This window comes from Georgenia thermotolerans, from assembly GCF_009193185.1.
In the GTDB taxonomy this organism is placed as follows: Bacteria; Actinomycetota; Actinomycetes; order Actinomycetales; family Actinomycetaceae; genus Georgenia; species Georgenia thermotolerans.
Window position 1 is genome coordinate 82,938 of the sequence record NZ_VUKF01000007.1, and the last position, 25,786, is coordinate 108,723.

The 25,786-nt window shown below is 66.4% G+C and carries 18 protein-coding genes and 2 pseudogenes; 14 read left to right on the forward strand and 6 right to left on the reverse strand.

The window, feature by feature from the left end:
• The first annotated feature begins 30 nt into the window (after positions 1–30).
• From GD970_RS04990 to GD970_RS05010, 5 genes are all read left to right on the forward strand, one after another.
• Positions 31–1,242 (forward strand): glycosyltransferase family 4 protein, encoded by a 1,212-nt coding sequence (locus GD970_RS04990; RefSeq protein WP_152201542.1) that lies wholly within the window; start codon positions 31–33, stop codon positions 1,240–1,242.
• A gap of 206 nt (positions 1,243–1,448) precedes the next feature.
• Positions 1,449–2,561, forward strand: coding sequence for a lipopolysaccharide biosynthesis protein (locus GD970_RS22635; RefSeq protein ID WP_152201545.1), 1,113 nt, complete (start codon positions 1,449–1,451; stop codon positions 2,559–2,561).
• Positions 2,522–3,961, forward strand: a complete 1,440-nt coding sequence (locus GD970_RS05000; RefSeq protein ID WP_152201547.1) for a hypothetical protein — start codon at positions 2,522–2,524, stop codon at positions 3,959–3,961. Before GD970_RS22635 ends, GD970_RS05000 begins: the two co-directional genes overlap by 40 nt.
• Before the next feature lie 178 nt (positions 3,962–4,139).
• Entirely contained in the window at positions 4,140–5,210 is a 1,071-nt protein-coding gene (wecB, locus tag GD970_RS05005) for a non-hydrolyzing UDP-N-acetylglucosamine 2-epimerase (RefSeq protein ID WP_152201549.1), read from the forward strand.
• Positions 5,211–5,463: 253 nt separating this feature from the next.
• Positions 5,464–7,161 (forward strand): D-glucuronyl C5-epimerase family protein, encoded by a 1,698-nt coding sequence (locus GD970_RS05010; protein ID WP_170297211.1) that lies wholly within the window; start codon positions 5,464–5,466, stop codon positions 7,159–7,161.
• Between the two features lie 325 nt (positions 7,162–7,486).
• Here GD970_RS05010 and GD970_RS05015 read toward each other — a convergent pair whose 3' ends face one another.
• From GD970_RS05015 to GD970_RS05045, 6 genes and pseudogenes are all read right to left on the reverse strand, one after another.
• Complete coding sequence (locus tag GD970_RS05015) at positions 7,487–8,539, reverse strand: glycosyltransferase (RefSeq protein ID WP_226925171.1); 1,053 nt, start codon at positions 8,537–8,539, stop codon at positions 7,487–7,489.
• A 246-nt stretch (positions 8,540–8,785) separates the two neighbouring features.
• Positions 8,786–9,318 (reverse strand): annotated as a pseudogene (locus tag GD970_RS05025) (transposase); the annotation flags it as partial.
• A gap of 235 nt (positions 9,319–9,553) precedes the next feature.
• Positions 9,554–9,763: pseudogene (locus GD970_RS05030) on the reverse strand (IS110 family transposase); the annotation flags it as partial.
• Between the two features lie 231 nt (positions 9,764–9,994).
• Entirely contained in the window at positions 9,995–11,290 is a 1,296-nt protein-coding gene (locus GD970_RS05035; RefSeq protein ID WP_152201561.1) for an O-antigen ligase family protein, read from the reverse strand.
• Positions 11,291–11,627: 337 nt separating this feature from the next.
• Positions 11,628–12,530, reverse strand: a complete 903-nt coding sequence (locus GD970_RS05040) for an LCP family protein (protein ID WP_226925172.1) — start codon at positions 12,528–12,530, stop codon at positions 11,628–11,630.
• A gap of 461 nt (positions 12,531–12,991) precedes the next feature.
• A complete protein-coding gene (locus GD970_RS05045) occupies positions 12,992–14,158 on the reverse strand; it encodes an LCP family protein (protein ID WP_211489776.1) in 1,167 nt (388 codons plus the stop codon).
• A gap of 197 nt (positions 14,159–14,355) precedes the next feature.
• Between GD970_RS05045 and GD970_RS05050 the strand changes: the two genes are divergently transcribed.
• From GD970_RS05050 to GD970_RS05090, 9 genes are all read left to right on the forward strand, one after another.
• On the forward strand, positions 14,356–15,333 hold the full coding sequence (locus GD970_RS05050; protein ID WP_226925173.1) for a glycosyltransferase: 978 nt from the start codon (positions 14,356–14,358) through the stop codon (positions 15,331–15,333).
• Positions 15,326–16,171 carry a glycosyltransferase gene (locus GD970_RS05055; RefSeq protein WP_152201568.1) on the forward strand — a complete coding sequence of 282 codons (846 nt, stop codon included), beginning with the start codon at positions 15,326–15,328 and terminating at the stop codon, positions 16,169–16,171. Before GD970_RS05050 ends, GD970_RS05055 begins: the two co-directional genes overlap by 8 nt.
• Positions 16,172–16,289: 118 nt before the next feature.
• The gene (gene glf / locus GD970_RS05060) at positions 16,290–17,477 is read left to right on the forward strand and encodes a UDP-galactopyranose mutase (protein ID WP_152201571.1); all 1,188 of its coding nucleotides are present in this window, start codon (positions 16,290–16,292) and stop codon (positions 17,475–17,477) included.
• Positions 17,474–18,343, forward strand: a complete 870-nt coding sequence (locus tag GD970_RS05065; RefSeq protein ID WP_152201574.1) for an ABC transporter permease — start codon at positions 17,474–17,476, stop codon at positions 18,341–18,343. Before glf ends, GD970_RS05065 begins: the two co-directional genes overlap by 4 nt.
• Positions 18,343–19,086: an ABC transporter ATP-binding protein gene (locus GD970_RS05070; protein WP_152201577.1), complete on the forward strand. Its 744-nt coding sequence runs from the start codon at positions 18,343–18,345 to the stop codon at positions 19,084–19,086. The genes GD970_RS05065 and GD970_RS05070 overlap by 1 nt, the downstream gene beginning before the upstream one ends.
• 8 nt (positions 19,087–19,094) lie before the next feature.
• On the forward strand, positions 19,095–20,816 hold the full coding sequence (locus tag GD970_RS05075; RefSeq protein WP_152201580.1) for a glycosyltransferase: 1,722 nt from the start codon (positions 19,095–19,097) through the stop codon (positions 20,814–20,816).
• Complete coding sequence (locus GD970_RS05080) at positions 20,816–21,715, forward strand: glycosyltransferase family 2 protein (protein ID WP_152201582.1); 900 nt, start codon at positions 20,816–20,818, stop codon at positions 21,713–21,715. Before GD970_RS05075 ends, GD970_RS05080 begins: the two co-directional genes overlap by 1 nt.
• A 70-nt stretch (positions 21,716–21,785) precedes the next feature.
• Complete coding sequence (locus GD970_RS05085) at positions 21,786–23,747, forward strand: DUF6541 family protein (protein WP_152201584.1); 1,962 nt, start codon at positions 21,786–21,788, stop codon at positions 23,745–23,747.
• A 90-nt stretch (positions 23,748–23,837) separates the two neighbouring features.
• The gene (locus GD970_RS05090; protein WP_152201586.1) at positions 23,838–25,757 is read left to right on the forward strand and encodes a SpoIID/LytB domain-containing protein; all 1,920 of its coding nucleotides are present in this window, start codon (positions 23,838–23,840) and stop codon (positions 25,755–25,757) included.
• Positions 25,758–25,786 lie beyond the last annotated feature (29 nt).

The window sequence follows — 25,786 nt, forward strand, 5'->3', positions numbered from 1 at the left end:
CGGCCTCAGCATTCACGGAGGAACTGAAGCATGAACATGGGACGGAGTGGGCGTACGAAGCATGTGCTGGTCATAAACCAGTTTGCGCTCCCCCGCGACCAAGGGGGCGGCACTCGTCACGCCGATCTCTTCAACCGGATCCCGGGCTGGCGGGCGCTCATCCTGGCGGGCGATCGGAACCACTACACGCGCGAGCGATTCGCCACAACTAATCCGCTATTCCGGCTGGTGAGCATTCCCCGAGCAGGGGCCGGCGCTGTTTCACGTCTCCGTAGCTGGATCTGGTATGTGATGAAGGCCGGGGCGATGTCACTCCGGATCGATGGCATTGATGTGATCGTGGGGTCGTCACCGCACCTTCTTGCCCCAGTCGTGGGGAGGTTCGTTGCCACGGTGAAACGCGTGCCATTCGTCCTTGAGATCCGTGATCTTTGGCCCGAATCGCTTGTGTCGGCGGGCGTGCTCCGCGAGAGTTCGCCCCTGCACCGAGCGCTCGCAGTGCTCGAACGCTGGCTTGCGATCAGGGCGGATGCCATCATCGTTGTCACCCCCGGCTGGGATCGACACTTCTCTGAACTCGGGGTTCCAGGTGAGAAGATTCATGTCGTCGGAAACGGAACCGAACTTAGCGACTTTCAGGTCACTATCCCAAGAGCCGAGCTCCGACGCAAGCACTCCATCCAGGGATTCACAGCCGTGTTCGCCGGAGCACACGGCCCAAAGGACGGACTCGAGTACATCATCGACGCAGCTGATAAGTGTCCTGAGATAAACTTCCTACTTATTGGCTCGGGGCCGGCCAAGGCGGAAATCATGGCGAAGGCTCGGCGCATGGGCCTGAATAACGTACAGTTCCGGGATCCCATACCGAAGTACGACCTCCCGGAACTACTGGCGGCATGTGATGTCGGTGTCCACTCTGTGACTCCTTTGAGCGTTTTTGACCATGGGATGAGTCCCAATAAGCTGTTCGACTACCTCGCCGCCGGAATTCCGATAGTCAGTAACGCTCGCACGCCGCTGCGCGCGGTCTTGGAAGACGACCAGTGCGGGAGGATCGGTGACGCTGGTTCCCTGGCGTCCAACATTAGGGCGGTGGCAGAAGCCGACGATGCCACTCTTTCGCGTTGGCGTGCTGAGGCTAGATGTCTGATGGAGACCACCTTCTCTAGAGCCGCTGCAGCCACGGTTCTTAAAGAGGTACTGAATACCGTCACGAACCGAGCTTCTGCGAAGCCGTGAGATATGCTCGCTAGAATCGATTCAGGAGCGATTAACATGAAGTCTGCCAGCACCTTCTGCAGACACCGGAGGGGCGCAAAAACCGAGGGACAGTTCGACTCGCGGAAGGTGTGAAATTGAGTTTCAGGGCGGCGAGTGCACGCATCCTGTCGGGTAGCGCCGTAGGGCATGGTGTTACTCTCGCCATCACGCCTCTACTGGCACGTATGTACGACCCGGACGTGTTCGGACTGTTTGCGGCGATAAGTGCGACCACGGCGATTTTCGTTGGACTTTCGACATTTCGCCTTGAAATTATCGCTCAAGATGCTAAGTCTGAACTGGTTGCAGACCGTTTGTTCGGGCTCGCAGCTCGATCCGCCGCCCTGTGGGGGGCCGGTCTTTCGGTCGCCGCCCTGGTTCTTGTCGTTGTGGGCTGGCCTTGGTACTGGGCTGCAGTTGGGGCTCTCGTGTTCGTTTCGTCACTGCAGCTTGTCGGGACTGGAATCCTCATCCGCCATGGGGAGTACCGATCGCTCGCGCGCATGAATATGATTCATGGCGGAGGAGTCGGGATTGTTCAGGCGCTTACCGGTCTGATCGCGCCCAGTCCGTGGTCGCTGATGGTCGGATATGTCGTACCGCGGCTAGTCTGGCTGATACCGATGAACAAGCGCGGCAGAGTACGTCGAGAACTGTCAACGCAAAGGGTGACCGGGGCCGATTCGCGCTTACGTTCGAGGGCAGTGACAGCCGGGGCGAGCGCCGCCGTGAACAGTGCAGCGGGTCAAGTCCCTATCCTTCTGGCTACGGCCCTGTACGGAACCGTAGAGGCCGGACTCTTCGCGATGGCGGTCCGAGTCCTTGTTAGTCCACTCAGCGTGATCGGCCAGGCAGCCTCGGGGGCAACCCTTGGCGAGGTCGGGAAAGTGCGAAGGAGCGGAGGGGGAGGAGCACCCGGACTTGTTAACCGGGCGATGCGTGACCTGCTCCTGATCGGCATCGTTCCATGTGGAATCGCCTTCGTCGCGGGCCCAACGGTTGTTCCGTATCTCCTTGGCGATTCTTGGAATAACACGGGAGCAATCGTGGCGGCTCTCGCTTTGGGTGCGCTAGCCCAGTTTGTCGTCGCTCCGTTCTCGCAATTGCTAAACGTCAGTGGTGCGCAGAGAGGACTTCTAATCTGGGATATCGTCCGATTCGGGAGCTCGATGCTCGCATGGGTGCTTCCCTGGGCCTTAGGGGCAGGGATACTGGCATCCGTTATTGCCTACTCGCTCATGTTGTCCATGTGCTATGTGTGGCTGAGGCGTTTAATCCTCGATGCTGTGAGGCGATGATTCAAATGAAACCCCTTGATGGCGCGCCTTCGCGAATGGCCATCGGTCGCACCATGCGAGCACACACCCTCCGGGCTGCGCTGCTGTCCGCATACAGTGAGTTGCTGCACTTGAGTTATCGAGGACATGTGTCGCCCGCCTTCGATTACCTAGGCTACACGTATCAGCCACCGCAGGTGGATTACTACTTATATGCACTAGTAGCCATGGTTCTGGTTGCTTCGCAGCTCCCTAAACGGATTGAGACAGTTTCTGCGTTTGTCTTGTGGCTTCTATTTCTCGCGGCGATTGTGCCAAGCATATTAATGCCGCACTATACCGGGTATCTCTCCGAGAAGGATGCTCTTGCGACGAGCCTCGGTGTGGCATTTGTCTTCTGCATGGTGGTTGTACTCGTCCGCCGCCGGGAACCGGCCGTGCCGCTCGGAGCCGAACTCCCTACCAATGTATTCTGGCTGGCGCTAATAGGCGTATCTTTAGTCTCGTACCTTGTGGTTTTCAGCTCGATTGGCGTTAGTCTGAATGCCGTCTCTCTGTCCGATGTTTACGATGTCAGGGAAGAATATGCTGCGGCTCTGGGCGGTTCCACTCTAGTAGCTTACCTCGTGAATGCGCAGGCTAATGTGTTGAATCCCGCCATTATTGCGTTGGGGTGTCTAACCCGGCGCTGGTGGGCAGTGGGACTGGCCCTCGCGGGGCAACTAGTTTTGTACTCGAGCACGGGGTTCAAGACTACGCTCATGGTGCTACCAGCCATCTTGGTTGTGCTGCTGCTATACCGATACGTTTCACGGCCATTCGGGGTAATCCTGGTGGCTGGAATTGTCGCAGTTATTTGCGCTTCTTGGCTACTCGATGTGGTTCGGGACGATAACGTCGTCACATCGCTGTTCGTCCGGCGCTTCTTACACACGCCCGGTTTATTGAGTGCAATCTACTTCGCATTCTTCTCGGAGTACGATAAAGTGCAGTTGTCGCACTCGATCTTGAGTGGCTGGATCGAGTACCCGTATGACTTGAAGTTGCCTTTCCAGATTAGCGAGTGGGCAACGGGTGACCCCGGGCGCTCGATGAACGCAAACTTTGTGGCAGACGGCTTTGCTCAGTTCGGATGGATCGGCGTCGCTGGCGCTGGCTTAGTCCTCGTCGTCTACTTGCGCCTCCTTGACCGAGCAGCTTGCGGTGTGCCACTGCCGGTGAGTTCAGCCATAATGGTGCTGCCCTCGATCGCGCTATGCAACTCATCTATTCTGACAGCGATGTTGAGCCACGGTCTTGTGATGGCATTCATCGTGCTTGCGATGGCAAAGGTCGTACCTCAAACGAGTGTGAGCCCTGGTGTGAAAGAAGGCGTTGTCCCGGGGGGTCAGGAGCGGATTCTCCAGGCAGACCAGAGATGAGATCTCCGTAGTTGTGACGCAGGTGCGTGGCACGGTCCAATCTTGTGACACGTGTTTGCTCACTCGGAGATCTAGTCCCGATTCATCTCTCGAAGAGAATGGGGGTTATATCGTGTTTGTTCTAGAGTCTGTTGGTCCGCGACTCGGACAGTGCGGCTCCCGGAGGTAGGCTCGGACCATGAAGATACTTAGCGTTGTGGGTGCGCGTCCTCAATTTGTGAAGCTCGCCCCGATCGTTCACGAGGCGATTCGGCGAGGCGTCGAGCATGTGACGGTTCACACAGGTCAACACTACGATCCCATGTTGTCAGATGTGTTTTTCCGGGACCTTGAGATCCCGGCGCCCGTCGCGCACCTGGGCGTCGGATCTGGAAGCCACGGACGTCAGACTGGCGCGATGCTGTCAGCGATGGACGGAGTGTTCGAGCGAGAACGGCCTGATTGGGTTCTCGTTTACGGTGATACGAATTCGACCATTGCGGCCGCGTTGGCGGCAGTAAAGTTGCACCTGCCGGTAGCCCACTTGGAAGCCGGCTTGCGGTCCTTCAACCGGCGCATGCCGGAGGAGCACAACCGGGTCCTCACCGATCACGTCGCCGACCTGCTATTTGCGCCCACCCGCGTCGCTATGACGCATCTCGCGCGTGAAGGTCTTGCGAGTAGATCATTGATGGTCGGGGACGTGATGACGGATGTTCTTTATCGTGTCCGTGAGCGTGTGGCCAGCGTCATACCGTCGATGATGGATGAGGAGCAGATCAGGCCAGGAGAGTATTTCGTGGCAACGATCCACCGTGCGGAGAGCACTGACGACCAAGACCGCTTAAGATCAATCGTGGCGTCCCTAGCATCATTGGATTTGCCTGTGGTCCTACCTGCGCATCCGCGACTCGTGGCCCGAGCCGCCGAAGTAGGTATCAATCTCTCGGATGGTGCCCTCCGATTGCGGCCGCCTCTGAGCTATCCGGAGTTGGTTGCGGTGGTTATGCATGCTCGGGGTGTCATCACCGATTCGGGCGGGTTACAGAAAGAGGCCTTTCTGTTGGGTACCCCCTGTACCACTGTACGGACCGAGACGGAGTGGGTTGAGACGATCGAGCTGGGTTGGAACGAACTTGTCGAGCCTGGAGCCGACCTGGTCCGGTCGGCGACACGGGCGCGGCCCGCACCGACGGATGAGGCTCCTTACGGTGATGGGCGTGCCGCTTTCCGGGTCATCGATTCCCTGCTGAACCACTCTTCCCTGTAGCCAGGGCGGTCCATTGGTGATGCCCACTTAATTGAGGCGAGTGCTTCCGGCCTGCGGTGGCGATTCCACGATTCAGTCGGCTCTCATCAGTCGACCGCCTCGTCGACCAGGCCCACGCGCGCCGCAACCGCGAAACCCGGTAAACTTCCAATACCGTCCCATCAAGCCGCTAAGCGGGTTGCCTCCAGCCAGTTGGTCCGAACGCCGTAACAAAAGGGGATAACTCATCATCACGTCACTGTTGCGCCGGAAGGTGCCCCTGATCGTCTGCGCGGCTGCATTCGTTACCCTCACCGGTTGCACGTCAGCGATACCCCGCATCGAAGGCTGGGAAGGCGACGACCATACTGGGATCCTGGCGCTGCCATCCATCCTCGAGATTGTCTCGGCAGAACCCGAGTTGCTCGACCCGATCATTGGGTTCGCGCCCGACGAGTCTGTGCTGGAAAACGATCTCCAGAAGCGGATCGAGGACAAGCATCCGACTTACGCTGTGGCTGCTGTCCTCGGCTCATGGTTTCGGACGGGCGAGACAGCGACCGCCAAAGCGCGTACCGAGCAGATCATCGCCAGGTGGGGCATTCGCGACGGCGCGACCCGACTGGACTACGGTTTCGAGTACACCCTGAACGGTGAGCATGTAGAAGCCGGCTGGTGGTCGGGGATGTCTGACTGGACTTTTCCGCTACTACTGACCGCACTCGCCCAAGAGACTGGTGACGATGAGTACGCGCATCTACGCGATTCAATGGTCGAGAACGCCCTCAAGCCAGTTGAGGAGGGAGGGACGCTGTGGAACGAGGACAACGGTTGTTGGATCTCCGAATATGCGTGGTCAGGTATGGACCGAAATCAGGAGAGTCACGTACTCAATGGCCACCAATACGCTCTCGTCGCGATGGGAATGATCGCCGCGTCGACCGACGACTCCGAGCTCGCGAAGGTGTTCCAGGATTGCTCGGCTAACACTGTGGCGAAACTTCCTGAGTTCTGGGGGAATGATGTGTGGCCCTCGTACATGCTTCACAGGCGAACGATCAACCAACCGCACTATGCGGTTTTCGAGATATCACTATTCGAGGCCCTTGCGCGGCTCTCCGGCGACGCTCGATATCTCGAGGCAATCAAGGAGCGACAGGACGCTTTTGCGCGGACATACCCGGTGACCGGGGTGGTCTCGGATGAAGGTTCTAGGTTGATCTTCACTCAGATGGCAGGACCTCACCCTTACCTTCGGGACATCTATACCGCTCAACTCGAATGCTCCGATGGAGATACGTCCGAGTCGTTCGAACTCCCAGGACGAGGGCTGCGACTCGAGGACTCGATACTTAACGAAGCAACTTCGCTCGATCTTGCCGACACAACGTGTTCGATATGGTCGAACAACGGCAAGAGCACTCCGACTCTCATCTCACGTAATCAGCGCATTCAGCTCGCGTCTGACGGTGGTGCTACTCGGCTCTCCTATGAGTTCGGCATGGAACGAAACATTGAGTGGGAGGGCAAGTGGGCTTTCACGGTGTCCCCGCTCGAGATTGATTCGGAAGAGAACGACGGGACGCGTCGTACTCACCAGAGCGCTGTTCAACTGAACCTTGAAGGGCTACTCCCAACGACCGCTGAGTCCGGGGCCTTGGCCCAGTTTGGCGTCCAACTTACGCCTTCTGCTGCGGTGAATGCCCAGATTCGTGTGATCAGCGGTGAAACGATCTGTCAACGCAACTATCCGAACCTTGCGGGCGGGGCTTCGAACCTCGTGCTGCTCTCAGTTGCTGGATTCGACGACTGTGCCGTCGATTCCATTAACAGCATCGAGGTCATTTTCAGCCGGGTCGGCATCGATGCTCCCGTTACGATCACCGGCGTTGAGGTGTTCGGATTCCCGGACACCGAAGCGCTGCGCGTGCACCTTGAGGACTCCGGTGCCGTGATCCCCGGAGTCTCCTGACTTACCTTGTGCGTTTGGCACGGGAGCGCCAGCGTCAGTTGTCTCCTTGGTGCTCTAACGCTGCGACTAAGGCGTACTTCGTAGCCGACAAGGAGGACGGGTTCGCAAGGTCAAGTACCGTTCCGAGCCAGGTTGGAACGAGTTGGTCGGAGTGAGGAGCGGCCCCGTACGGTCGGCAACCGGTGCGCGCCTCGCACGGGCAGACGAGGCTCATCGCGGCGGGCGCAGCCGATTTCCGCTTGTCGATTCCGTGCGAAGCGATTCTTAGCAATAACCTACAAGGAGCCAAATCGCGGTGGTGCCGAGTTAGTTGCGGCGAGTGTCGCTATCTAGCAAGTAGCGATTCCAAGATTGAGGACGCAACCTGAGCGTCAGCGTCAAAAGAGAATCGATGCGCCACGAGGTCCGATGCGGCCTTGTACTCGGCTACGCGTTCTTGCGTCAATCCGGTGAGGGATTTGGCGCAGGAGTCGAGATCAAAGCCGTCACTGACTACTCCCAGACCATGTTGCTCGACGATTTTTGTCATCTCGGGCGAAGGTGCGATAGCCAAAGCTAGGCGCGCTTGGATGAAATCGAAGAATTTGTTTGGAAGGGCAAGGCGCGCATTCGTGCTATACGGCGGAATCCAATAGACGCCCACATCGTAATCGTTCAGCGTTTGGGGAAGAGTATGCGCGGGGACCGGGTCGTGAAATGTGATGGTGGGATTGACCGCAGCCCTATTCTGGAGTTGGTCAAGGAAGCGGCCCCCGTCGTTCCCCGGCATAAGGAAGAGATCCAGTGTAAAGCCAGTGCCCAGGAGATCCATCGCATCGATGATGGTTTCGATCTGGCGGCCGGGTGCCGCGAGGCCGGAGTGAACTAGTCGGATCGTCGTTGCTGGGGCAGGAGATGGGGTGAGATCGACGAAGGCAGGTGAGTTCCGCATGATCTGCGGCTTGACTCCGTACCGACTGGCATACAGCTCGGCGATCCCATTGGAAACTGTCGTTATCGCTGCGCAGCGAGGGAGATACTTTCTGCACAGGTAGTCCATCATCGGTGCAACGAGAAGTCGCCACGACCGGATGTGACTGCGTTCTTCCGGCGCCCACTCGTGGAGGTCGGCCCACACGGCCGAGTCAGAGTTTTGCGCCGCGGTGAACGCTACGGGGAGTGCTCGAGCATCGTTGGCAACAACGATGTCGAAGCGTCGATCGCCGACAAGTTCGAGCGCGGCCCTTACGCCGGGCGCTGCAAGCTCCGACGATTCATGTCGGCGGGCCGCGAGTGCGAGGATACCCCGCGCTGTTTTGGGTAGCGAGGGAACGTTGTCCGGCAGTCGCAGGTGCTCGCGTGCACCCTTAGGCGTTGCTCCGTAGCCCACGGTGATCACATCGGCATGGTTACTCACGACAGAGATCTGACGTAGCACCCGGGCGTCACGCTCGATGTGCGAGAAGGAGACTACGAGGGCGGTTGGCATAACTGGCACCAGATGATCGTAACGCCGCAGGGAGCCGACTTTCTTTGCGCGAGTGGCAAGCGCGGGGATGAGAGGGCCTGCCGGTACATCGCGTCGCCCCAGAGGAGTGCCCTCGCTGGCCTGGACCCAGATGCCCAGGACGTGCTTGATGCCCTAGGTGTCGATCCCGACGGCGATGTGTGGGGCGCGGTTAACGACGGGGGCGCCGTCGTTGACCTTGACCACGAGCGCGTCGAGAAAGATCACCTGCCAGACCGGGTCCAGCGGCCGGACTGCCAGGCCGTGACCTCCTCCAGGACCGCGTCGGTGTTGTTCGCGATCGTCTCATGGGACAGCTCGGTGCGCAGCGTGCGGGCCAGGTGGGTCTGGATTCTTGCACGGTCATCCCGCCGGCGTAGAGGCTGACGATCATCTCGTCGAGCCCGGTCAGGCGGCGGGTGCCCTTGGGCGCCAGGCGCGGTTCGAAGGTGCCCGCCCGCTCCCGCGGGGTGCTCAGCGGGACCTGGCCGACCTCGCTCTGCGGCGTCTTGTCCGTCGAGCCGTTGCGGGAGTTCGGTGAGCCGCGCCCTGCCGGATCGCCCCGCTCGTAGCCGAGGTGATCGGACAGCTCCGCGGCGAGCCCGCGCTCAAGGACCGAACGGATCAGCTCGGGCAGGAAGCCCCTCGCCCGTCACCGCGATCCCGCCCTGTCCCCGCGCGGGCGATCAGGTCGTCGATGAGGTCGTCGCCCACAGCTCGCCGGCGGGCGTATGGGGCCGGTCCCGGCCCTCCTCATCCGCGGGCACCCAATTAGCCTCTCCCGGCCCCGTGGGGCCGTCCAGGGCGCGTTTCCGGTCGGGTTCGTCAGGATCATCGGGCCTCCTCACGCCGGCGCGTAAGCGCCAGCATTCAGTAACCGCCACTACACAGACCATCTGACACACCCGCCCCGATGGCGGCGGGCTGGTCCACGACCACCAGGACTAAGCCGTGCGTGGGGAGGTCGGCGAGGATCGCCCACAGCTTCGCCTCGTCGTTGGGCACGGCTCGGTCGTAGGGGACCGTCCCGGCCCGGTCGAGCGCAACGGCGTGGTGGTCGCTCTTGCCGACATCGAGCCCGACGGAGACGTCGACGTGCTGGTGTTCCGGGATCATCTGCCCTCCGTTGCCGCGCCGCTGCTCAACTGGTCCTTCCGCGGCGGCTGACGTCGCCATCCGCGTTACGAAAGCGACTCCGCACCCCAAGGGTGTCTGTCTGGTGCGGCCCCTATCAGCGATCACCAGTCACCCAACAATCCCGGCGGCAACACCCGCCGGATCATCGACGACTAGCGGCAAAGGGCCATAACGGAACGTAACCGGGGCACGGCTAGGATCCTCGAAGCCCTACTCAACGCGGAACGGTCCGCGCTTCACGGGCGGCGAGGCTGTATTCCTCGCCTGCCCAACTTCAATCCCGTAGTCCGTGTGGAACCTGTCCTGCGTGGAACCTGTCCTGCCGCGCGATGAGACCTCAGAGATCCTCGCTGATCGGTGCCGAATACCGCCGACTTCCTCGGCGCGTGTGGCGCACGCGACGAGAAGGAACCAGCCTAATGGCACGGTGAACATCGGCTCCGTCGCGCCCATGACAAGCAAGGCCGTGATGGTCGTGCCGATCCACGCAACGGTTCCAGCTGCGTCACGGGTGGTAGGAATGAGCACGACGACGAGAGCCCTTAGGACGATCAGAACGCAGATGCCTACGCCAATCAACCCCACCTGCGGCAACAAATCTAAAACTGCGTTATGGCCGTGGGAGAGCGGGAACCCCGTGAGCTCGTCGATGAGTTGCTTCATCTCATTCGGTGGTGCGGGCCGCCACGCGTACGCCCAGACTGCACCCCATCCGTCGCCTCGAATTGCGGCATCGCCGGAGGCTTCGATGATGGCTCTCCAGAGTGGCAGCCTTCCCGACAGCGACGAGGTTCTTCCCATGAACTCAGAGATGCGCTCGATGTTCAGTGCCGCGAGAATGGCAGTTCCGGTTGTCGCACTCGCGACAGCAATGCGCGAACGTGCGGCACGCCGCGGTGTCATACGAGCCGAAATAGTCAATCCACCCCAGACCGCAAGTACTGCAATCGTAGCTAGGTAACCCGTTGCTGAGCGGGCCAGGAGCAGTACAGCCAGGATGACGCACACCGCTGTCGCCCAGCGGATCCGTCGCAGCCGTCCCGATGGGCGGTAGGTGAGACCTGCGCAGAGTGCTAGAAGAAGCGTGTAGGAGACGATGTTCCGGTTACCGTGGACGCCAAGCAGTGGAGTGCTCGCGACGGTCGCCCCAGTCTCGGTAAGGGTAGTGACGAAGGGCTTGACGGCGCTGCATGCGGTGAGCAACCCGCCCCACCTGATGCCGCGAGCGAGCGTGTTGCTGTCGGTGTTCGACGTCACCGTTAGGGCGAGCAGGGCAATCCACGCGTAGAGCAGCACCGAGGTCGCCGTCGCGCTTGGGTTGAGCGACCAGGCCAAGGACGTAAGGCAGAAGGCGAGAAACACTGCCATCGCTAGGGGTGGGCGCCGCAGAGAGATCTGGCGGTGGTCGATGAGGACGACGAGCAGTGCGAGGCCTGCGAGCCACCACATCGAATCCACGATGGACGGAAGAACGATCCGTGGGTATGAAATGAGAAAGAACGACACGCCCACAAGTGCGGCCCACATTGGCTCTCGCCAGGCAGGAACTGCGACCGACGGGTGTGACCGCCAGGCCAGGTAGGCGGGATGTGGTGCCACGTGCCGAGGTGGATACACCCGGGATTCGCGAGTGAGCAACAGTTCTGAAATTCCTACAGTAGCTGGAATGAAGCGGTTCTTGACATGGCTTTGAGAACGGAGGTAGGTAGCGCAGGTCGACACGGACCGTCTCCGAAGTCTACGAGTCGGACGCGTCATCCAGAGGTCTGCAGGGCTGATGGGGAAGGCCCTTACCGGAACCGTATTGGCTGTGCGAGACACCTAGCAATGGCGGCGAATGCGGTCAGGGCGCCTCGACGTCCGCCTTCGTCAGCGTGCCATCCCGCATACGGCCGAAAAAGCCCGGCGTGCGGTTCTCGTCGAGAAGCACGGTCGAGCCCAGCCCGCCCCCGGGGCGATAGCCGGTGTTGGCGATGGGCGGCGTCCCCACGATGCCGTCCGGCCCGGTGGCGGAGCGGAAGGCCAGGGCCATGCGGCCCAAGTCGATGATGCCGGAGTCCTGGTCCACGACGAGGGCGTTGGTGCCCGCGTCGATGAGCTGGACCTGGTCCGCGGGGTTGAGGAGCGTGGCGGGGGTGGCGACCTCCTTGACCACGGCGCCGATCACCTGCCGCTGCCGCTCGCCGCGGCCGATGTCGCCCTTCGGGTCTCCATAACGCATCCGGGAAAAGGCGAGGGCGGTACGTCCGTCGGCGAGGTGGCAGCCGGACGTCCACTCGAGCTCGCTGCGCGGGTCGGACACGTCGTAGTCCAGGCAGAGCTCGACGCCCCCGACCGCGTCGACGACGTGCTGCACCCCGCCCATGCCGATCTGGACGTAGTGGTCGACGGTCAGGCCCGTGAGGGACTCGACGGTCCGCACGAGTAGCGGCGGCCCGCCGAGCGAGAAGGCGGCGTTGAGCTTGTTCGCCCCGTGATCGGGGATCTGCACGAGGGTGTCGCGGGGGAGCGAGATGAGCGACGCCGTCCCCGACGCCGGCACGTGCAGCACCATGATGGTGTCGGCGCGCTGCCCCTCCGTGCCGTCCGGGATGGAGCCGTCCGAGCGGGAGTCCGAACCGGCCAGGAGGTAGGTCGTTCCCGGGGTGTCCGGGGCGCCCGACAGCGCCTCGGTGTGCTGGATCTTGCCGTTGGCCCAGAGCAGCAGGCCGACGGGCCAGGCCACCGCGAGAACGAGCAAGACCACCAGGAGGGCACGCACGGGGTGGCGACGGCGCCGGCGCGTCACGCGCGGGTCAGCAGCAGGACGCCCCTCGGGGCCTGCGGCGCGGCCCGACGCCGCACGAGGGGGCCGGCTCGCCTCCCGGCCCGGCGGGGCGTACGACGGCGGCGCCGTGGGAGCCTGCGCCCCGCGGATCGACTGACGCCGCACGCCGGCGGGGCCGGCCTGGCGTCGGGGGTGAGGCGTGGCCCCCCGCTCCTGGCCGGGCCCGACGGGCCGGGCGCCGCGCGCGTCCGGGCGCCGCCCGGACGCGCCGGGCGTGAAGCTCGGGGGGAGCGACGAGCGCCGCTCGTTCTCGGCCACCTGACCACCCTTCTGCCAATGTCGATCCTGCGGTGGAGTGGCCCACCGGGGCTGTGCCAGCGTAGAGCCTGCGCCGGCCCGAAGCGTCGTGCGGCGGGGAGGCCGGCGGAACCGTTCTCGCGCTATCCCGCCGTCCCCGGCACCCCGGATGCGGCCGGCGTTCCCGCTGCGGGCTCGCCGGTCGGCGGCTCGGGCGGCGCCTCTCCGGTGCCGGTGAGCGTGGCGTCGATCGGCGCATCGGTGCGCAGCGCCTCCCACATGGCGTCTGCCTCGTCCGCCGGCACCACCCGTGCCCCTGCCCAGTCGAAGGGCATGGTGGCGAAGGCGATCCCGGCGGCGTCCAGGCCGCGCAGCGAGTTCGCGAGCCCGGCGAGCGTGGGAATCTCACCGACGGTCTGACCGGTGGTCAGCGTCGACGTCGTCGCGTCGAGGAACTTGTACAGCGCGGGTAGGTCCGTCAGAAGGTTCTTGCCCAGGGCCTCCCGGGCGATAGCTGCAACGAGCTCCTGCTGGCGGCCGATGCGAGAGATGTCGGAGCCGTCCCCGACGCTCTTGCGTACCCGGGCGAAGCCGAGGGCGTCGTGCCCATTGAGCACCTGGTAACCGGCCTGGAGGTGAAGGTCTGCCTGCGGGTCGTTGATGGGCTCGGGCACATCCATGGGCACCCCTCCGAGGGCGTCGACCATGTTGATGAAGCCGGCGAAGTCGACGACGACGAAGTCGTCGATGAACACCCCGGTGAGCTGTTCCACCGTCTTGATCGTGCAGGCTGCCGCGGCACCGACGTCTCCGCTCTGCCCACCCATCGAGAAGGCCGAGTTGAACATCGCCTGGCTCTGCGGGCGGGTCTGGGTGCCGTTGGGCAGGGTGCAGGAGGGGATGTCGACGAGGGTGTCGCGCGGGATGGAGACGAGCTCCACCCTGGATCGGTCCGCGGAGATGTGGGCGATCATCGCCGTGTCGGAGCGCATGCCGCCGACGCCCGAGCCGTCGTCGTTCTCGCCGGCCCGGGAGTCGGAACCAAGGATGAGGATGTTGAGCCACCGCCCCTCGAGGGCGTCGTCCGGTGCGGCCGGGCTCGGACGGTCGTTGCCCAGCAGGCTGGAGATGTCCTGGCGGTTGATGTTCCCCTGCATCTCGCTGTAGGCGAGGGCGCCGCCGGTGCCGACGAACAGGACGAGCGCGAGGCCGGTGATGCCGGCCCGGCCGAGCGCCGTGTGCCGGCGCTTCCGGCGGGCGTGCCGGATCGGCGCGTCTGCAACGTCGGCCCTGCGGGCGGAAGGGCGCACGCGAGCGTTGGCATGTCGGGGCACAGCCTGCATCCTAGGTAATGGTGCGTCGTATTCCGTGCACAAGCGTCAGTATCGAGGTAAAGATGTTGTGGAGGCGTCGGTCCCGTAAAGCCACGGGACGGTGCCCGAGGTCCCTCCACGCACCCCTTAGGCTTGCCGGGCCGCCGCAGCGGCACGGTCGAGCAGGAGAACAGGTGGAGCACTCAGGGCAGGAGAGGGCCGAGCCCCGCGTCGTCGCGGTGGTCGTGGCGTACAACAGGCGGGAGCTGCTGGGCCAGACCCTCGACGCGCTCGCCGCGCAGGCCCGGCCGTGTGACGCGGTCGTGGTGGTGGACAACGCCTCGACGGACGGGTCGGGCGCCGTCGCCGCGGCCCATCTCTCGGCGCCGGACGTCGTCTCCCTGACGCGGAACACCGGTGGGGCGGGCGGGTTCGCCGCAGGGATCGCCCACGCCCTGCAGAGCCACCGTGCGGACCTCGTGTGGATCATGGACGACGACACCGTGCCGACCCCCACCGCCCTTGAGGAGCTGCTCCGGGCGCGCGCCGCCTACCCGGGCGAGCCGGCGCTGCTGGCCTCCCGGGTGGTGTGGAAGGACGGCCGGGACCATCCCATGAACACCCCGCGGCCGCGGCCGGGGGCCGGGGCCGCGGGGCGGGCACGGGCGGCCGCCGCGGGAGCGGTCCAGGTTCGCTCGGCGTCGTTCGTCTCGCTGCTCCTGGACGCCCGCGCGGTGCGGGCCGTCGGGTTGCCCCAGGCCGCCTACTTCATCTGGAACGACGACTTCGAGTACACCGCCCGGGTGCTCCGGCGCCGGACAGGGCTGTACGTCCCCTCCTCGGTGGTGCGCCACCTCACGCGTACCTTCGGCGCCACCGACGCCGACCCGGGGGACCGGTTCTACTTCGAGGTCCGCAACAAGGTCTGGCTGTTCGCCCGGTCCACGGCACTCGGCCCCCTGGACACGCTCCTGTACGGGGGCTCCAGCCTGGTGCGGTGGGCGCGCACGGCCGCCCGCTCGCGGGAACGGGGGCGCCTGCTGCGCGCCGGGTGGCGCGGCCTGCGGGACGGTGTGGCGACCAGCCCGCAGGCCACCAGCGCCCTGCTCGCGGACCAGGGCGCGGTCACCGACGAGGTGCGCGAGATCGAGCGAGGGGCCCGCCGTGGCTGACGGGTTCAGCGTGCTGCTGCCCGTCTACGCTGGCGACGACGCGGGTCACTTCCGGCAGGCGGTCAGCTCCGCCACCGCGCAGCAGTCGCTGCGCCCCGCCGAGCTCGTGGTCGTCCGGGACGGCCCGGTGGGAGAGGCCCTCGCCGAGGTGCTGCGCGAGCTGAAGGAGGCGGGGCCGACGAGCCCGGCCGGTGACGTGCCGGTGCGGATCGTCGAGCTCGCGGACAACCAGGGCCTCGCCGTCGCCCTCGAGCGGGGCCTCGCGGCCTGCGCGCACGAGATCGTTGCGCGGGCCGACGCCGACGACATCTCCCTCCCGCAACGCTTCGCCGTCCAGGTCCCGCTGGTCGCCGGGGGCCTCGACCTGCTCGGCTCGGCGATCACGGAGTTCGTCGACGACCCGGCCGTGCCCGGGATGTCGCGCGTGCTCCCGGCGCAGGCGGCCGAGATCTCCGCGACGGCACGCTTCCGCGACCCGTTCAACCACCCGTCGGTGGTCTACCGGCGCAGCGCGGTCAGCCGGGCCGGCGGGTACCAGCACCTCGACCTCCTCGAGGACTACTGGCTGTTCGCCCGCATGATCGCCACGGGCGCCCGGGTCGCCAACGTTCCGGAGCCGCTGGTCCTCTACCGGGTCGGGGCCGGCGCCTACCGCCGCCGCGGCGGCGTCCGGCTGCTCAAGGCCGAGCTGCAGCTGCAGTGGCGCTTCCGGGCCGCCGGCTTCACGTCCGTCCCGCAGTTCCTGCGGAACGTTGTGGTCCGCGGCGGGTACCGGCTGGTGCCGGAGCCCGCGCGCCGGCTGGCCTACCGGCGCATGATCTCTCCCGCCCGGCGCTAGCCGGGCGCGGAGCCCGTGAGGTGGAATCGCTCACTTCGGTAGCCCGACGTCCGGGTCGGACAGGTGCAGCGGCTAATCTTGCGGGGATCGCTTCCCAGAACACGAGGAGATGACCCGCGTGCATTCCGACCTGGTCGTGGTGGGATCCGGGTTCTTCGGGCTCACCGTCGCCGAGCGGTGCGCCGTCGAGCACGGCCTGAAGGTGCTCGTCGTCGACCGACGCCCGCACATCGGCGGCAACGCCTACTCCGAGGCGGAGGCGACGACCGGCATCGAGGTGCACCGTTACGGTGCCCACCTCTTCCACACCTCCAACGAGCGCGTGTGGGAGTACGTCAACCGCTTCACTGCGTTCACGGACTACCAGCACCGCGTGTACACCACCGTCAAGGGCGAGGTGTACCCCATGCCGATCAACCTCGGCACCATCAACCAGTTCTTCCGGGCCGCCTACGGCCCCGAGGAGGCGCGGGCGATCATCCAGGAGCAGGCCGGCGAGCTGGCCGGGGCGGACCCGCAGAACCTCAACGACAAGGGCATCCAGCTCATCGGGCGCCCGCTCTACGAGGCCTTCATCAAGGGGTACACCGCCAAGCAGTGGCAGACCGACCCCAAGGACCTGCCTGCCGGGATCATCTCCCGCCTGCCGGTGCGGTACACGTACAACAACCGCTACTTCAACGACACCCACGAGGGCCTGCCGGTGGACGGGTACACCGCGTGGCTCGAGCGCATGGCCGACCACCCCAACATCGAGGTCCGGCTGGACACCGACTTCTTCGACACCACCCAGCCCGTGAACAAGGCCGCCGTCGTCGGCCAGGTGCCGGTCGTCTACACGGGGCCGGTGGACCGCTACTTCGACTACGCCGAGGGCGAGCTGAGCTGGCGCACCCTCGACTTCGAGGAGGAGGTGCTCCCCGTCGGCGACTTCCAGGGCACGTCGGTGATGAACTACGGCGACGAGGACGTGCCCTACACGCGCATCCACGAGTTCCGGCACTTCCACCCCGAGCGGGACTACCCGACGGACAAGACGGTCATCATGCGCGAGTACTCCCGCTTCGCCGAGCGCGGCGACGAGCCGTACTACCCGGTCAACACCGCCGACGACAGGGAGCGGCTGCTGAAGTACCGCGACCTCGGCAAGGGCGAGGACGGCGTGATCTTCGGCGGCCGGCTGGGCACCTACAAGTACCTCGACATGCACATGGCCATCGGCGCCGCGCTGTCGACCGTGGACAACAAGCTCACGCCGCACTTCCGCGAGCACGCCCTGCTGACCAGCGGCGGTGTCGACGAGTGAGCGCCGGCACGCTCCCCGCCGACACGTTCGTCGAACCGGGCCGCGGCAGCGGCCTGTTCGACGTCGTCCGGCAACGGTTCCTGCTCAAGCTCCTGGTCCGCAAGGACCTGCGGGTGCGCTACCGCGGCTCCGTCCTCGGCATGCTGTGGTCCTACGTCAAGCCCGCGGTGCAGTTCGTCGTCTACTACTTCGCGGTCGGCGTCTTCCTGCAGATGAACCGGGCGGTGGACAACTTCGCCGTCTACCTCTTCGCCGGGATCGTCGTCGTCAACTTCTTCGGCGAGGCCTTCGGCAACGCCACCCGGGCCATCGTGGGCAACAACGCCCTCGTGAAGAAGATCTACCTGCCGCGGGAGCTCTTCTCCGTCTCCGCCCTGTGGGTGGCGTTCATCCACTTCATCCCGCAGCTCGTCGTGCTCGTCATCGGGGCGCTGCTCACCGGCTGGAGCCCGTCGCTGGTCCAGCTCGGGGCCGGCGTGCTCGGCTTCGTCATCCTCGCGATCTTCTCCCTCGGCCTGGGGCTGGTTTTCGGCGCGGTCAACGTGATGTTCCGCGACGCGGAGAACATCGTCGACCTGCTGCTGATGGTGGCCACCTGGGCCTCGCCGGTGCTGTACCAGTGGACCGCGGTCCGCGACGTCGTCGGCGACAGCTGGGTGTGGACCGTCTACCAGCTCAACCCGCTCACCCCGATCGTCGAGCTGTTCCACTACTGCTTCTGGGCCCCGACCAACGGCGCCCAGTACGTCGGCGTGCCGAACCTCGGCATGTGGGTGGGTCTGGCCGCGCTCATCTCGGTGCTGACCTTGGTCCTCGGCGAGTGGGTGTTTCGCCGTCTCGACGGCCGGTTCGCGCAGGAGCTGTGATGACCCTCGACCACATGCCCCGCATCGTCGTCGACGACGTCGCCAAGCACTTCACGCTGCGCCACACCCACACGGCCAAGGACTGGGTGGTGTGGAACCTCAAGGGCCGCAAGGAGGCCCGCAGCGACGACTTCGTCGCCCTGCACGACATCTCCTTCACCGTGGGCGACGGCGAGGCCGTCGCGCTGCTCGGCCTCAACGGCTCGGGCAAGTCCACGCTGCTCAAGCTCGTCTCCGGCGTCATGCGCCCCGATACCGGGAAGATCCGGGTGCGCGGGAACATCGCCGGCCTCATCGAGGTCGGCGCTGGCTTCCACCCGGACCTCACCGGCCGGGAGAACGTGTACCTCAACGGCGCGATCCTGGGCATGACCGAGCAGCAGATCGATGAGAAGTTCGACGAGATCGTCGCCTTCTCCGAGATCGAGGAGTTCATCGACACCGAGGTGAAGTTCTACTCCTCGGGCATGTTCCTGCGGCTGGCGTTCGCCGTGGCCGTGCACACCGACCCTGACGTGTTTCTCGTGGACGAGATCCTCGCCGTCGGGGACGAGCCGTTCCAGAAAAAGTGTCTGGCCAAGATCCGTGAGCTGCGCGACGCGGGCAAGGCCCTCGTCATCGTCAGCCACGACCTCGACATGGTCGCCCGGCTGTGCAGCCGGGGCATCCTCCTCGAGCGCGGGCGGATGGTGATGGACGGCCCGATCGACGAGGCGGTCGCAACGATGAGGGGGGAGAGGTGAGCGCGGGCGTGATCGACACCCTGCTGAGCGAGGTCCAGGCGGCCTATCCGGATCGGGACGTCGCGCTGACCCTGACCGAGGACGGCGTGGCCGCGGTCCAGGCCGTGGGGACCGCCTGGCTGGTGGCCGCGGTGCGGGCGCTGGAGGTGGCGTATCCCGGCCGCGGCTACGAGCTGACGCTGAAGGTCGACGGCAACGAGCCGATGCCGGCGGGGGTCCGGCTTGACCCCGCGACGGCGGGCGCGCTCTTCGCCGGGCAGGGCGGTGCCGGGCGGCTCTCGCTCTCGGCGCCCCACCGTCATCGCGGCGCCAAGACCACCGCCGATCCGGTCAGCCGCGTGCTGCAGGTCCCGCGGGCCGAGCTGCTTCAGGCCGAGGGCGACCTCCACTTCATCGCGCCCACGGACCCGGTGCGCCGGCTGGCCGGGCGGCTGTACTCCCGGCTCTACCGGCGCGCGCCCGTCGCGCTGGACACCTGGCGTCAGAGCCGGAACAACACCGCGCCGGCGGCGCGGTCGCCGATGGTCCCCAAGGCCCAGGCGCTTCGCGGTGCGCGCACCGCGCCGGCCACGCGCGGCCGGGCGGGGACAGCGGGGGGCACGACCCGACGCCCCGCGGTCTGGGTGGCGATGCACTGGCTGGAGTCCGGCGGCGCCGAGTCCTGGGCGTTCCGGTCGGCGGAGATCGCGCGGGACACCGGCCTCGAGGTCGTCATCACGGTGGACCGCAGCGCCCCGCAGCGCGCTCTCGCCAAGGCGCTCGCCATCACGCCTTACGTGTACCTGGCCGCGAACACGCTGGACGAGGAGGACTGGGGCCCGTTCCTCCACGGCCTGCTCGCGGCGCACGACGTCCGTCACGTGCACATCCATCACTCGGCACGGGCGTACGGGTTCCTGCCGGAGCTGCGCCACCTCGCCCCGCGGGCGGCCGTCATGGACAGCGTCCACATCGTCGAGCACCGCACCGGCGGGTTCGTGCGCCAGAGCCTGGAGCTGTCCCACCTGATCGACGTTCACCACGTCATCAGCCCCGCGCTGCGGGACCTGTACCTCCTGGACGCGCGGGTGGCGCCGGGGAAGGTGGCGTACCGGCCCCTGACCGACCTGGCGGGCGTGGGCGCCGCCGCGGACGGTGCGCAGGGCGGGGAACCGGTCCTCGCGGAGTCCACGGCCCGGGGCGAGGGCCCCCTGCGGGTGGGCTTCCTCGGCCGGCTGGCGCCGCAGAAGCGGCCCTTCCTCTTCGTCGAGCTGGCCCGCCGCCTCCACAAGGCACATCCGGGCTCGTTCAGCTTCCTCATGCAGGGCTCCGGGGCGCTCGGCGGCTTCGTCGACGAGCAGATCGCCCGCGCGGGTCTCGGCGGCGTCATCGAGCGACGCGAGTGGGGCCCGGCGGAGCAGTTCTTCGCCGACGTTGACGTCCTGGTCGTCTCGTCGGACAACGAGGGGCTCACCCTCACGACCCTGGAGGCGGACCAGCACGACGTCCTGGTGCTCTCGGCCGACGTCGGCAGCCAGCGATCGGTGATCCCGCCCCTCATGCTCGTGCCGCGCGCCCCCCGCGGGTTCCTCACCGGCGCCCGTCGCGCGCTGGAGCGCCTCGCGGTCGACCGCGGGGCGCGGGCCCGGGTGCGCGCCGACCAGCGTCGGCTGCTGCAGGGACTCTGCGCCACCGAGCCCGCAGGTCAGTACCTCACCACCTACTACGCACCCGAGAAGGAGCAGGCCTGATGCAGGTCGGAGCCGTCGTCGTCACGTTCAACCGGTTGGGCATGCTGGGGGAGACCCTGGACGCCCTGGAGGCCCAGGAGCGCCCGGTCGACCACCTGGTCATCATCAACAACGCGTCGACGGACGGGACCCGGGAGTACCTCGAGGCCCGTGATTTCACGGTGCCGACCACCATCAAGCATCTGGCGACGAACACCGGCGGCGCCGGTGGCTTCTCCGAGGGCACCGATGTGGCCTACGGGCTGGGGATGGACGCCGTCTGGCTCATGGACGACGACACGGTGCCCCGCCCCGGCGCGCTCGGCCCGCTGGTGAGCTCGCTCGAGGACGCAGAGGAGCGCCTCGGCTTCCTGCCCAGCTTCGCGTGCTCGATGGTGCTGTGGAGCAAGGACGGCGCGTTGTGCGAGATGAACGTCCCCGACCCCACCTGGGACTGGGCGCGGCCCCTCGCCCTGGGCGCGAGCTACACGCTGATGAAGTCCTGCTCGTTCGTCTCGGCGCTCATCACCCGCGAGGCGATCCACGCGATGGGGCTTCCCTCGGCGAACTTCTTCATCTGGTACGACGACGCCGAGTACACCCACCGCCTGTCCAAGTACCGGCCCGGCATTTTCGTCGCCGAGTCCAAGGTGGACCACCAGCTCCCGCAGAACCGCGGTGTGAACTGGGGCGACGTCAACGAGAAGAACATCTGGAAGTTCGAGTACGGCGCGCGTAACCAGGTGGCGTCCGCGGTGAAGTTCCGGAGCCCGACCATCCTCGCCTCGCTCGCCGAGAACATGATCAAGCAGATGAGGGGCAGCGGCGTGCCGCGCTCGCTGCGCCTGCGGCTCCTCAAGGCCGCCGCGCGCGGCCTGGTCTTCAAGCCCGAGGTCAAGTCCGCCCGGACGGTGCGATGACCGTGGCGCCTCCGAGCGGCGGTCGCCGCGGCGGTGACCGACCGCTGTCCGTGGCCGGGAGCGTGCGGTCGTGAGCGCCGTCGACGTGATGACCACCCTCGGCGTCGCGTTGGTGCTGACGTGGGTGCCCGGCGCGGTGGTACTGCTCGCCGCCCGGGTGCGCCCGCTGCTCCTCCTGGCGCTGAGCCCCGCGGTCACGCTCTTCATCACCTATCTGGGTACCGGAGCCGCGGGCCTCGTGGGCTGGCGATGGTCGGTGTGGTGGCTCCCCGTGGTGTCCGCCGCGCTGGGCGGGGTGCTGTTCCTCGTCCGGCGCCGCCTCCCCGGGCCCGGGGAGCCGCCGGTCCGGCGCTGGTCCGCCGCCGGCGCCATCTTCCTGGCGGTGCTGGTCGCCGTAGCCGTGGTGGTGGGCCTGCGCGCCTACCTCTCGGCGTCGCAGAACTTCTACGTCATCCCGCAGGACTACGACGCAGTCTTCCAGGCCAACGCCATCCGGTTCATCGCCGACACAGGCGTCGGCACGGCCGAGGGCCTGGCCGGGGTCAACGCGTACGCCTCCACGGTGCCGACGTACTATCCCGCCGCCTTCCACGCCCTCGCGGCGCTGACGTCCCAGCTGGCGGGCACCGGCGCGATCGTCGCCATGCACGCCCACATCGCGCTCTGGATGCTCTCCCTGCCGCTCGGCGCCGCCGCGCTCACCCGCGCGGCGGGCGCCGGACCGCTCGGATCGGGGGTCGCCGCGCTGGTCTCCACGAGCTTCACGGCCCTGCCCTATGAGCTCATCTGGCGGGGGCTGGTGCCCTTCACCCAGTCGCTCGTCCTGGTGCCGGCGATTCTGGCGATGCTCGTCGAAGGCGCACGCAGGCGCCGCCCGGCCGATGCCGCGGTCTTGGCCGTCGCCGCCATGGGCGCGGTGAGCACGCACACGTCCGCGGCCGCGAGCCTGCTGGTCTACGGTGCGCCCGTCATCGTCGTCCTCCTGCTCCTCGCCGGTGCGGACCGCCTCAGGCTCCTCGGCTGGGGCGGCCTGAGCGCCGTGCTCATCGCCGCGATGATCGTGCCGACGGCCATCGGCATCCAGCAGACCCTGAGCAACGGGCAGCCCCACGACTGGCCGGCCGTCAAGACCCTTCAGGAGGGCGTCCGCACCGGGTTGCTGTTCGGCACCGGCTACCGCGACACCGTGCAGCTCACGCTGGCGGTCCTGGTCTGGGCCGGCGTCCTGGCCGCCGTGCTGCTGCTGCGCCGCTACGGCGTGGCCGTCGCCCTCGCGGTCGGCATGGTGGGAAGCGTCGGCCTGTACGTCCTTGCCGTCGCGGTCGACTCCGACCTGTCCCTGACGCTCACCAACTTCTGGTGGAACGACCAGCTGCGCCTGTCGGCCCTCGTCGCGGTGGCGGCGCCGGTGTTCGTCGGGGTCCTCTCCGACGCATTGCTCCAGGGAGCCCGGTGGCTCGTGCTGCGCACGGGCTGGACCCCCGGCGTGGTGCTGGCCCGCCGCGGCACGCTGGCCGCCGTCGGCGCCGCGGTGGCGGCCGCCGTCGTTGCGGCCGGCTTCTACAGCGTCACCGAGCACGCGTACTTCCTGCGGAACCGCGACGCCATGCTGTACCGCTACTCGCTCGGCCCGACGGTGACCGAGAACGAGCGCGCCGGCATGAACGAGCTGCCGCGCTACGTGGGGCGGGGCGAGCGCGTGATGAACGACTTCCGGGACGGCTCGGCCCTGATGTACGCGGTGAGCGGGGTGCACCCGGTCTACGGGCACATGGGCCCCGACGGGAACACGCCCGAGCACGCGATCCTCGACGCCCGGTTCGACCGGATCGCGGACGACCCGGAGGTCCAGCGGATCGCTCGGGAGCTGCACATCACGCACGTCTGGCTCTCGGAGGGGTTCCTTCTCCCCGACGTCGAGCGGTCGCCCGGTCTGGACGACGTGGCCGATGAGCCGGACATCTTCCGGCTGGTCTACTCCAACCCCGGCGTCCAGCTGTACGAGATCAACTGGGACGCCGTCGGAAAGTAGCTGGTACCTCAATTTCGGTCCCGCGGTGCCGATGCCTGTGGAAGAGTCCATTATCGGACGGACCTTGGTGCAGGCCTCGATCGGGGGAACATGGGTAGGAAGATCCGCGGCTTCGTCGGTGCCGTGCTGTCGGCGGGCCTCGCCGTCGGAGGAGTGGTGGCCACCTCGAGCGGGGCGGCCGCCGAGGAGGCGATCTACCCCCCGCCGGCCTCGGGGTACTGGGACGTGCGCGGCCACGGCTGGGGCCACGGCAAGGGGCTGTCGCAGTGGGGCGCCCAGGGCGCGGCGCAGCAGGGCCTCAGCGCGGACCAGATCCTCGCGTTCTACTACCCGGGCACGACCAAGCAGAACGTCGGCAACGACGAGCTCCGGGTGCAGCTCCGGTCCTTCGGAACACCGTCGAAGGCGTCCTTCTGGAGCACGTCGGGAACCGGTGGCCCGCTCACGGCCGCCGACACCACGCTGGCCGGCAAGGTGACGATCACGCTCGACGCCGCAGGCTGGATCATCGAGCGGCCGGGCCAGTCGACTGTGAGGCGCACCGGCAACACGCTCGACGTGCGGGCGACGCCCGGTGCGGACTACGGCACGGGCGTGGTGCTTGCCGACTCCCCGACGGCGACCACCGGCACCTACTATCACGGGTACTTCCGGCTCGTCCGCATCGGCAGCACGAATACGTTCGACGTGGTCAACCACGTCGGCATGCAGCTCTACCTCTACGGCGTCGTGCCGCGGGAGATGCCGGCGAGCTGGCGCCCGGCCGCCGTCCAGGCCCAGGCCGTGGCGGCGCGGACGTACGCGCTCTCGGTCAAGCGCAGCACCGGTCACTTCGACCTGTGCGACACCGACCAGTGCCAGGTGTACGGCGGACGGGCCGACGTGTCCGACACCGGGGCGACCGTCTTCATGAAGGAGGACGCCCGCGCGAGCGATGCCGTCGAGAAGACCTACGGCCATGCGCGGTGGTACGGCGGCGCGGCCGCCTTCACGCAGTTCTCATCGTCCAACGGCGGGTACTCGCGCGGTGACAGCACGCGGCCGTACCTGGCGGCGCGGCCGGACCCGTACAGCGGGGTCGCGACCGGCGACCCCGTCTCCTCCTGGACCGCGCGGCTTCCCGTCTCGGCCGTCCAGGCGCACTGCCCGGCCGGCGGCTCCCTCCAGCGACTCGTCATCACGTCCCGCGACGGCCGTGGCGACCTTGGCGGGCGGATCACGGGGGCCAGGGTGGAGTGCACCTCAGGGTCGGCGACGCTGCCGAACAACGAGGCGGTCTTCCGCTTCGGTCTGCGCTCGTCGTGGTGGGCGCCGGTCGAGCCGCCCCAACCCCGCTACCTCATCCACCTCAACAACTCCTTCACCGGCTACGCGGACACGGCGTTCAACTTCGGCGACCGGACCGACACCTTCCTCGTGGGCGACTGGGACGGACGGAACGGGGACAGTCTGGCGATCCGTCGCGGCAACGTCTTCCACTTCCGGAACTCCAACACCAGCGGCGTGGCGGAGAAGGCGATCTCCTACGGCAACCCGGGGGACACGATCCTGGTGGGCGACTGGGACGGTGACGGCGTGGACACGTTCGCGGTGCGCCGGGGCAACCAGTTCCACGTCAAGAACTCCATCAGCAGCGGCTACGCGGACCGGGTCATCGCCTACGGCAACCCCGGCGACGAGATCGTGGTGGGCGACTGGGACGGTGACGGCGTGGACACGTTCGCGGTGCGCCGGGGCAACCAGTTCCACGTCAAGAACTCCATCAGCAGCGGCTACGCCGACCGGGTCCTCTACTACGGCAACCCGGGAGACACGCTCGTGGTCGGCAACTGGGACGGCAAGGGCGGTGACAGCCTCGGGGTGCGCCGCGGGAACGTCTACCACTTGCGGAACTCGCTGACGTCCGGGGACGCGGACCGCGTGGTGACGTACGGCAACCCGACGGACGAGGTGCTGCTGGGGGACTGGGACGGCAACGGTACCGACACCCTGGGCATCATCCGACGGTAGGACGGGTGTGGGGGCCGGCGGCGTCCGCC

Excerpts from the sequence above, each read along its gene's own strand:
- GD970_RS04990 (WP_152201542.1), top strand. The coding sequence starts at position 31 with ATGAACATGGGACGGAGTGGGCGTACGAAGCATGTGCTGGTCATAAAC.
- GD970_RS22635 (WP_152201545.1), top strand. The coding sequence starts at position 1,449 with ATGTACGACCCGGACGTGTTCGGACTGTTTGCGGCGATAAGTGCGACC.
- wecB (WP_152201549.1), top strand. The coding sequence starts at position 4,140 with ATGAAGATACTTAGCGTTGTGGGTGCGCGTCCTCAATTTGTGAAGCTC.
- GD970_RS05070 (WP_152201577.1), top strand. The coding sequence starts at position 18,343 with ATGACCCTCGACCACATGCCCCGCATCGTCGTCGACGACGTCGCCAAG.
- GD970_RS05080 (WP_152201582.1), top strand. The coding sequence starts at position 20,816 with ATGCAGGTCGGAGCCGTCGTCGTCACGTTCAACCGGTTGGGCATGCTG.
- GD970_RS05090 (WP_152201586.1), top strand. The coding sequence starts at position 23,838 with ATGGGTAGGAAGATCCGCGGCTTCGTCGGTGCCGTGCTGTCGGCGGGC.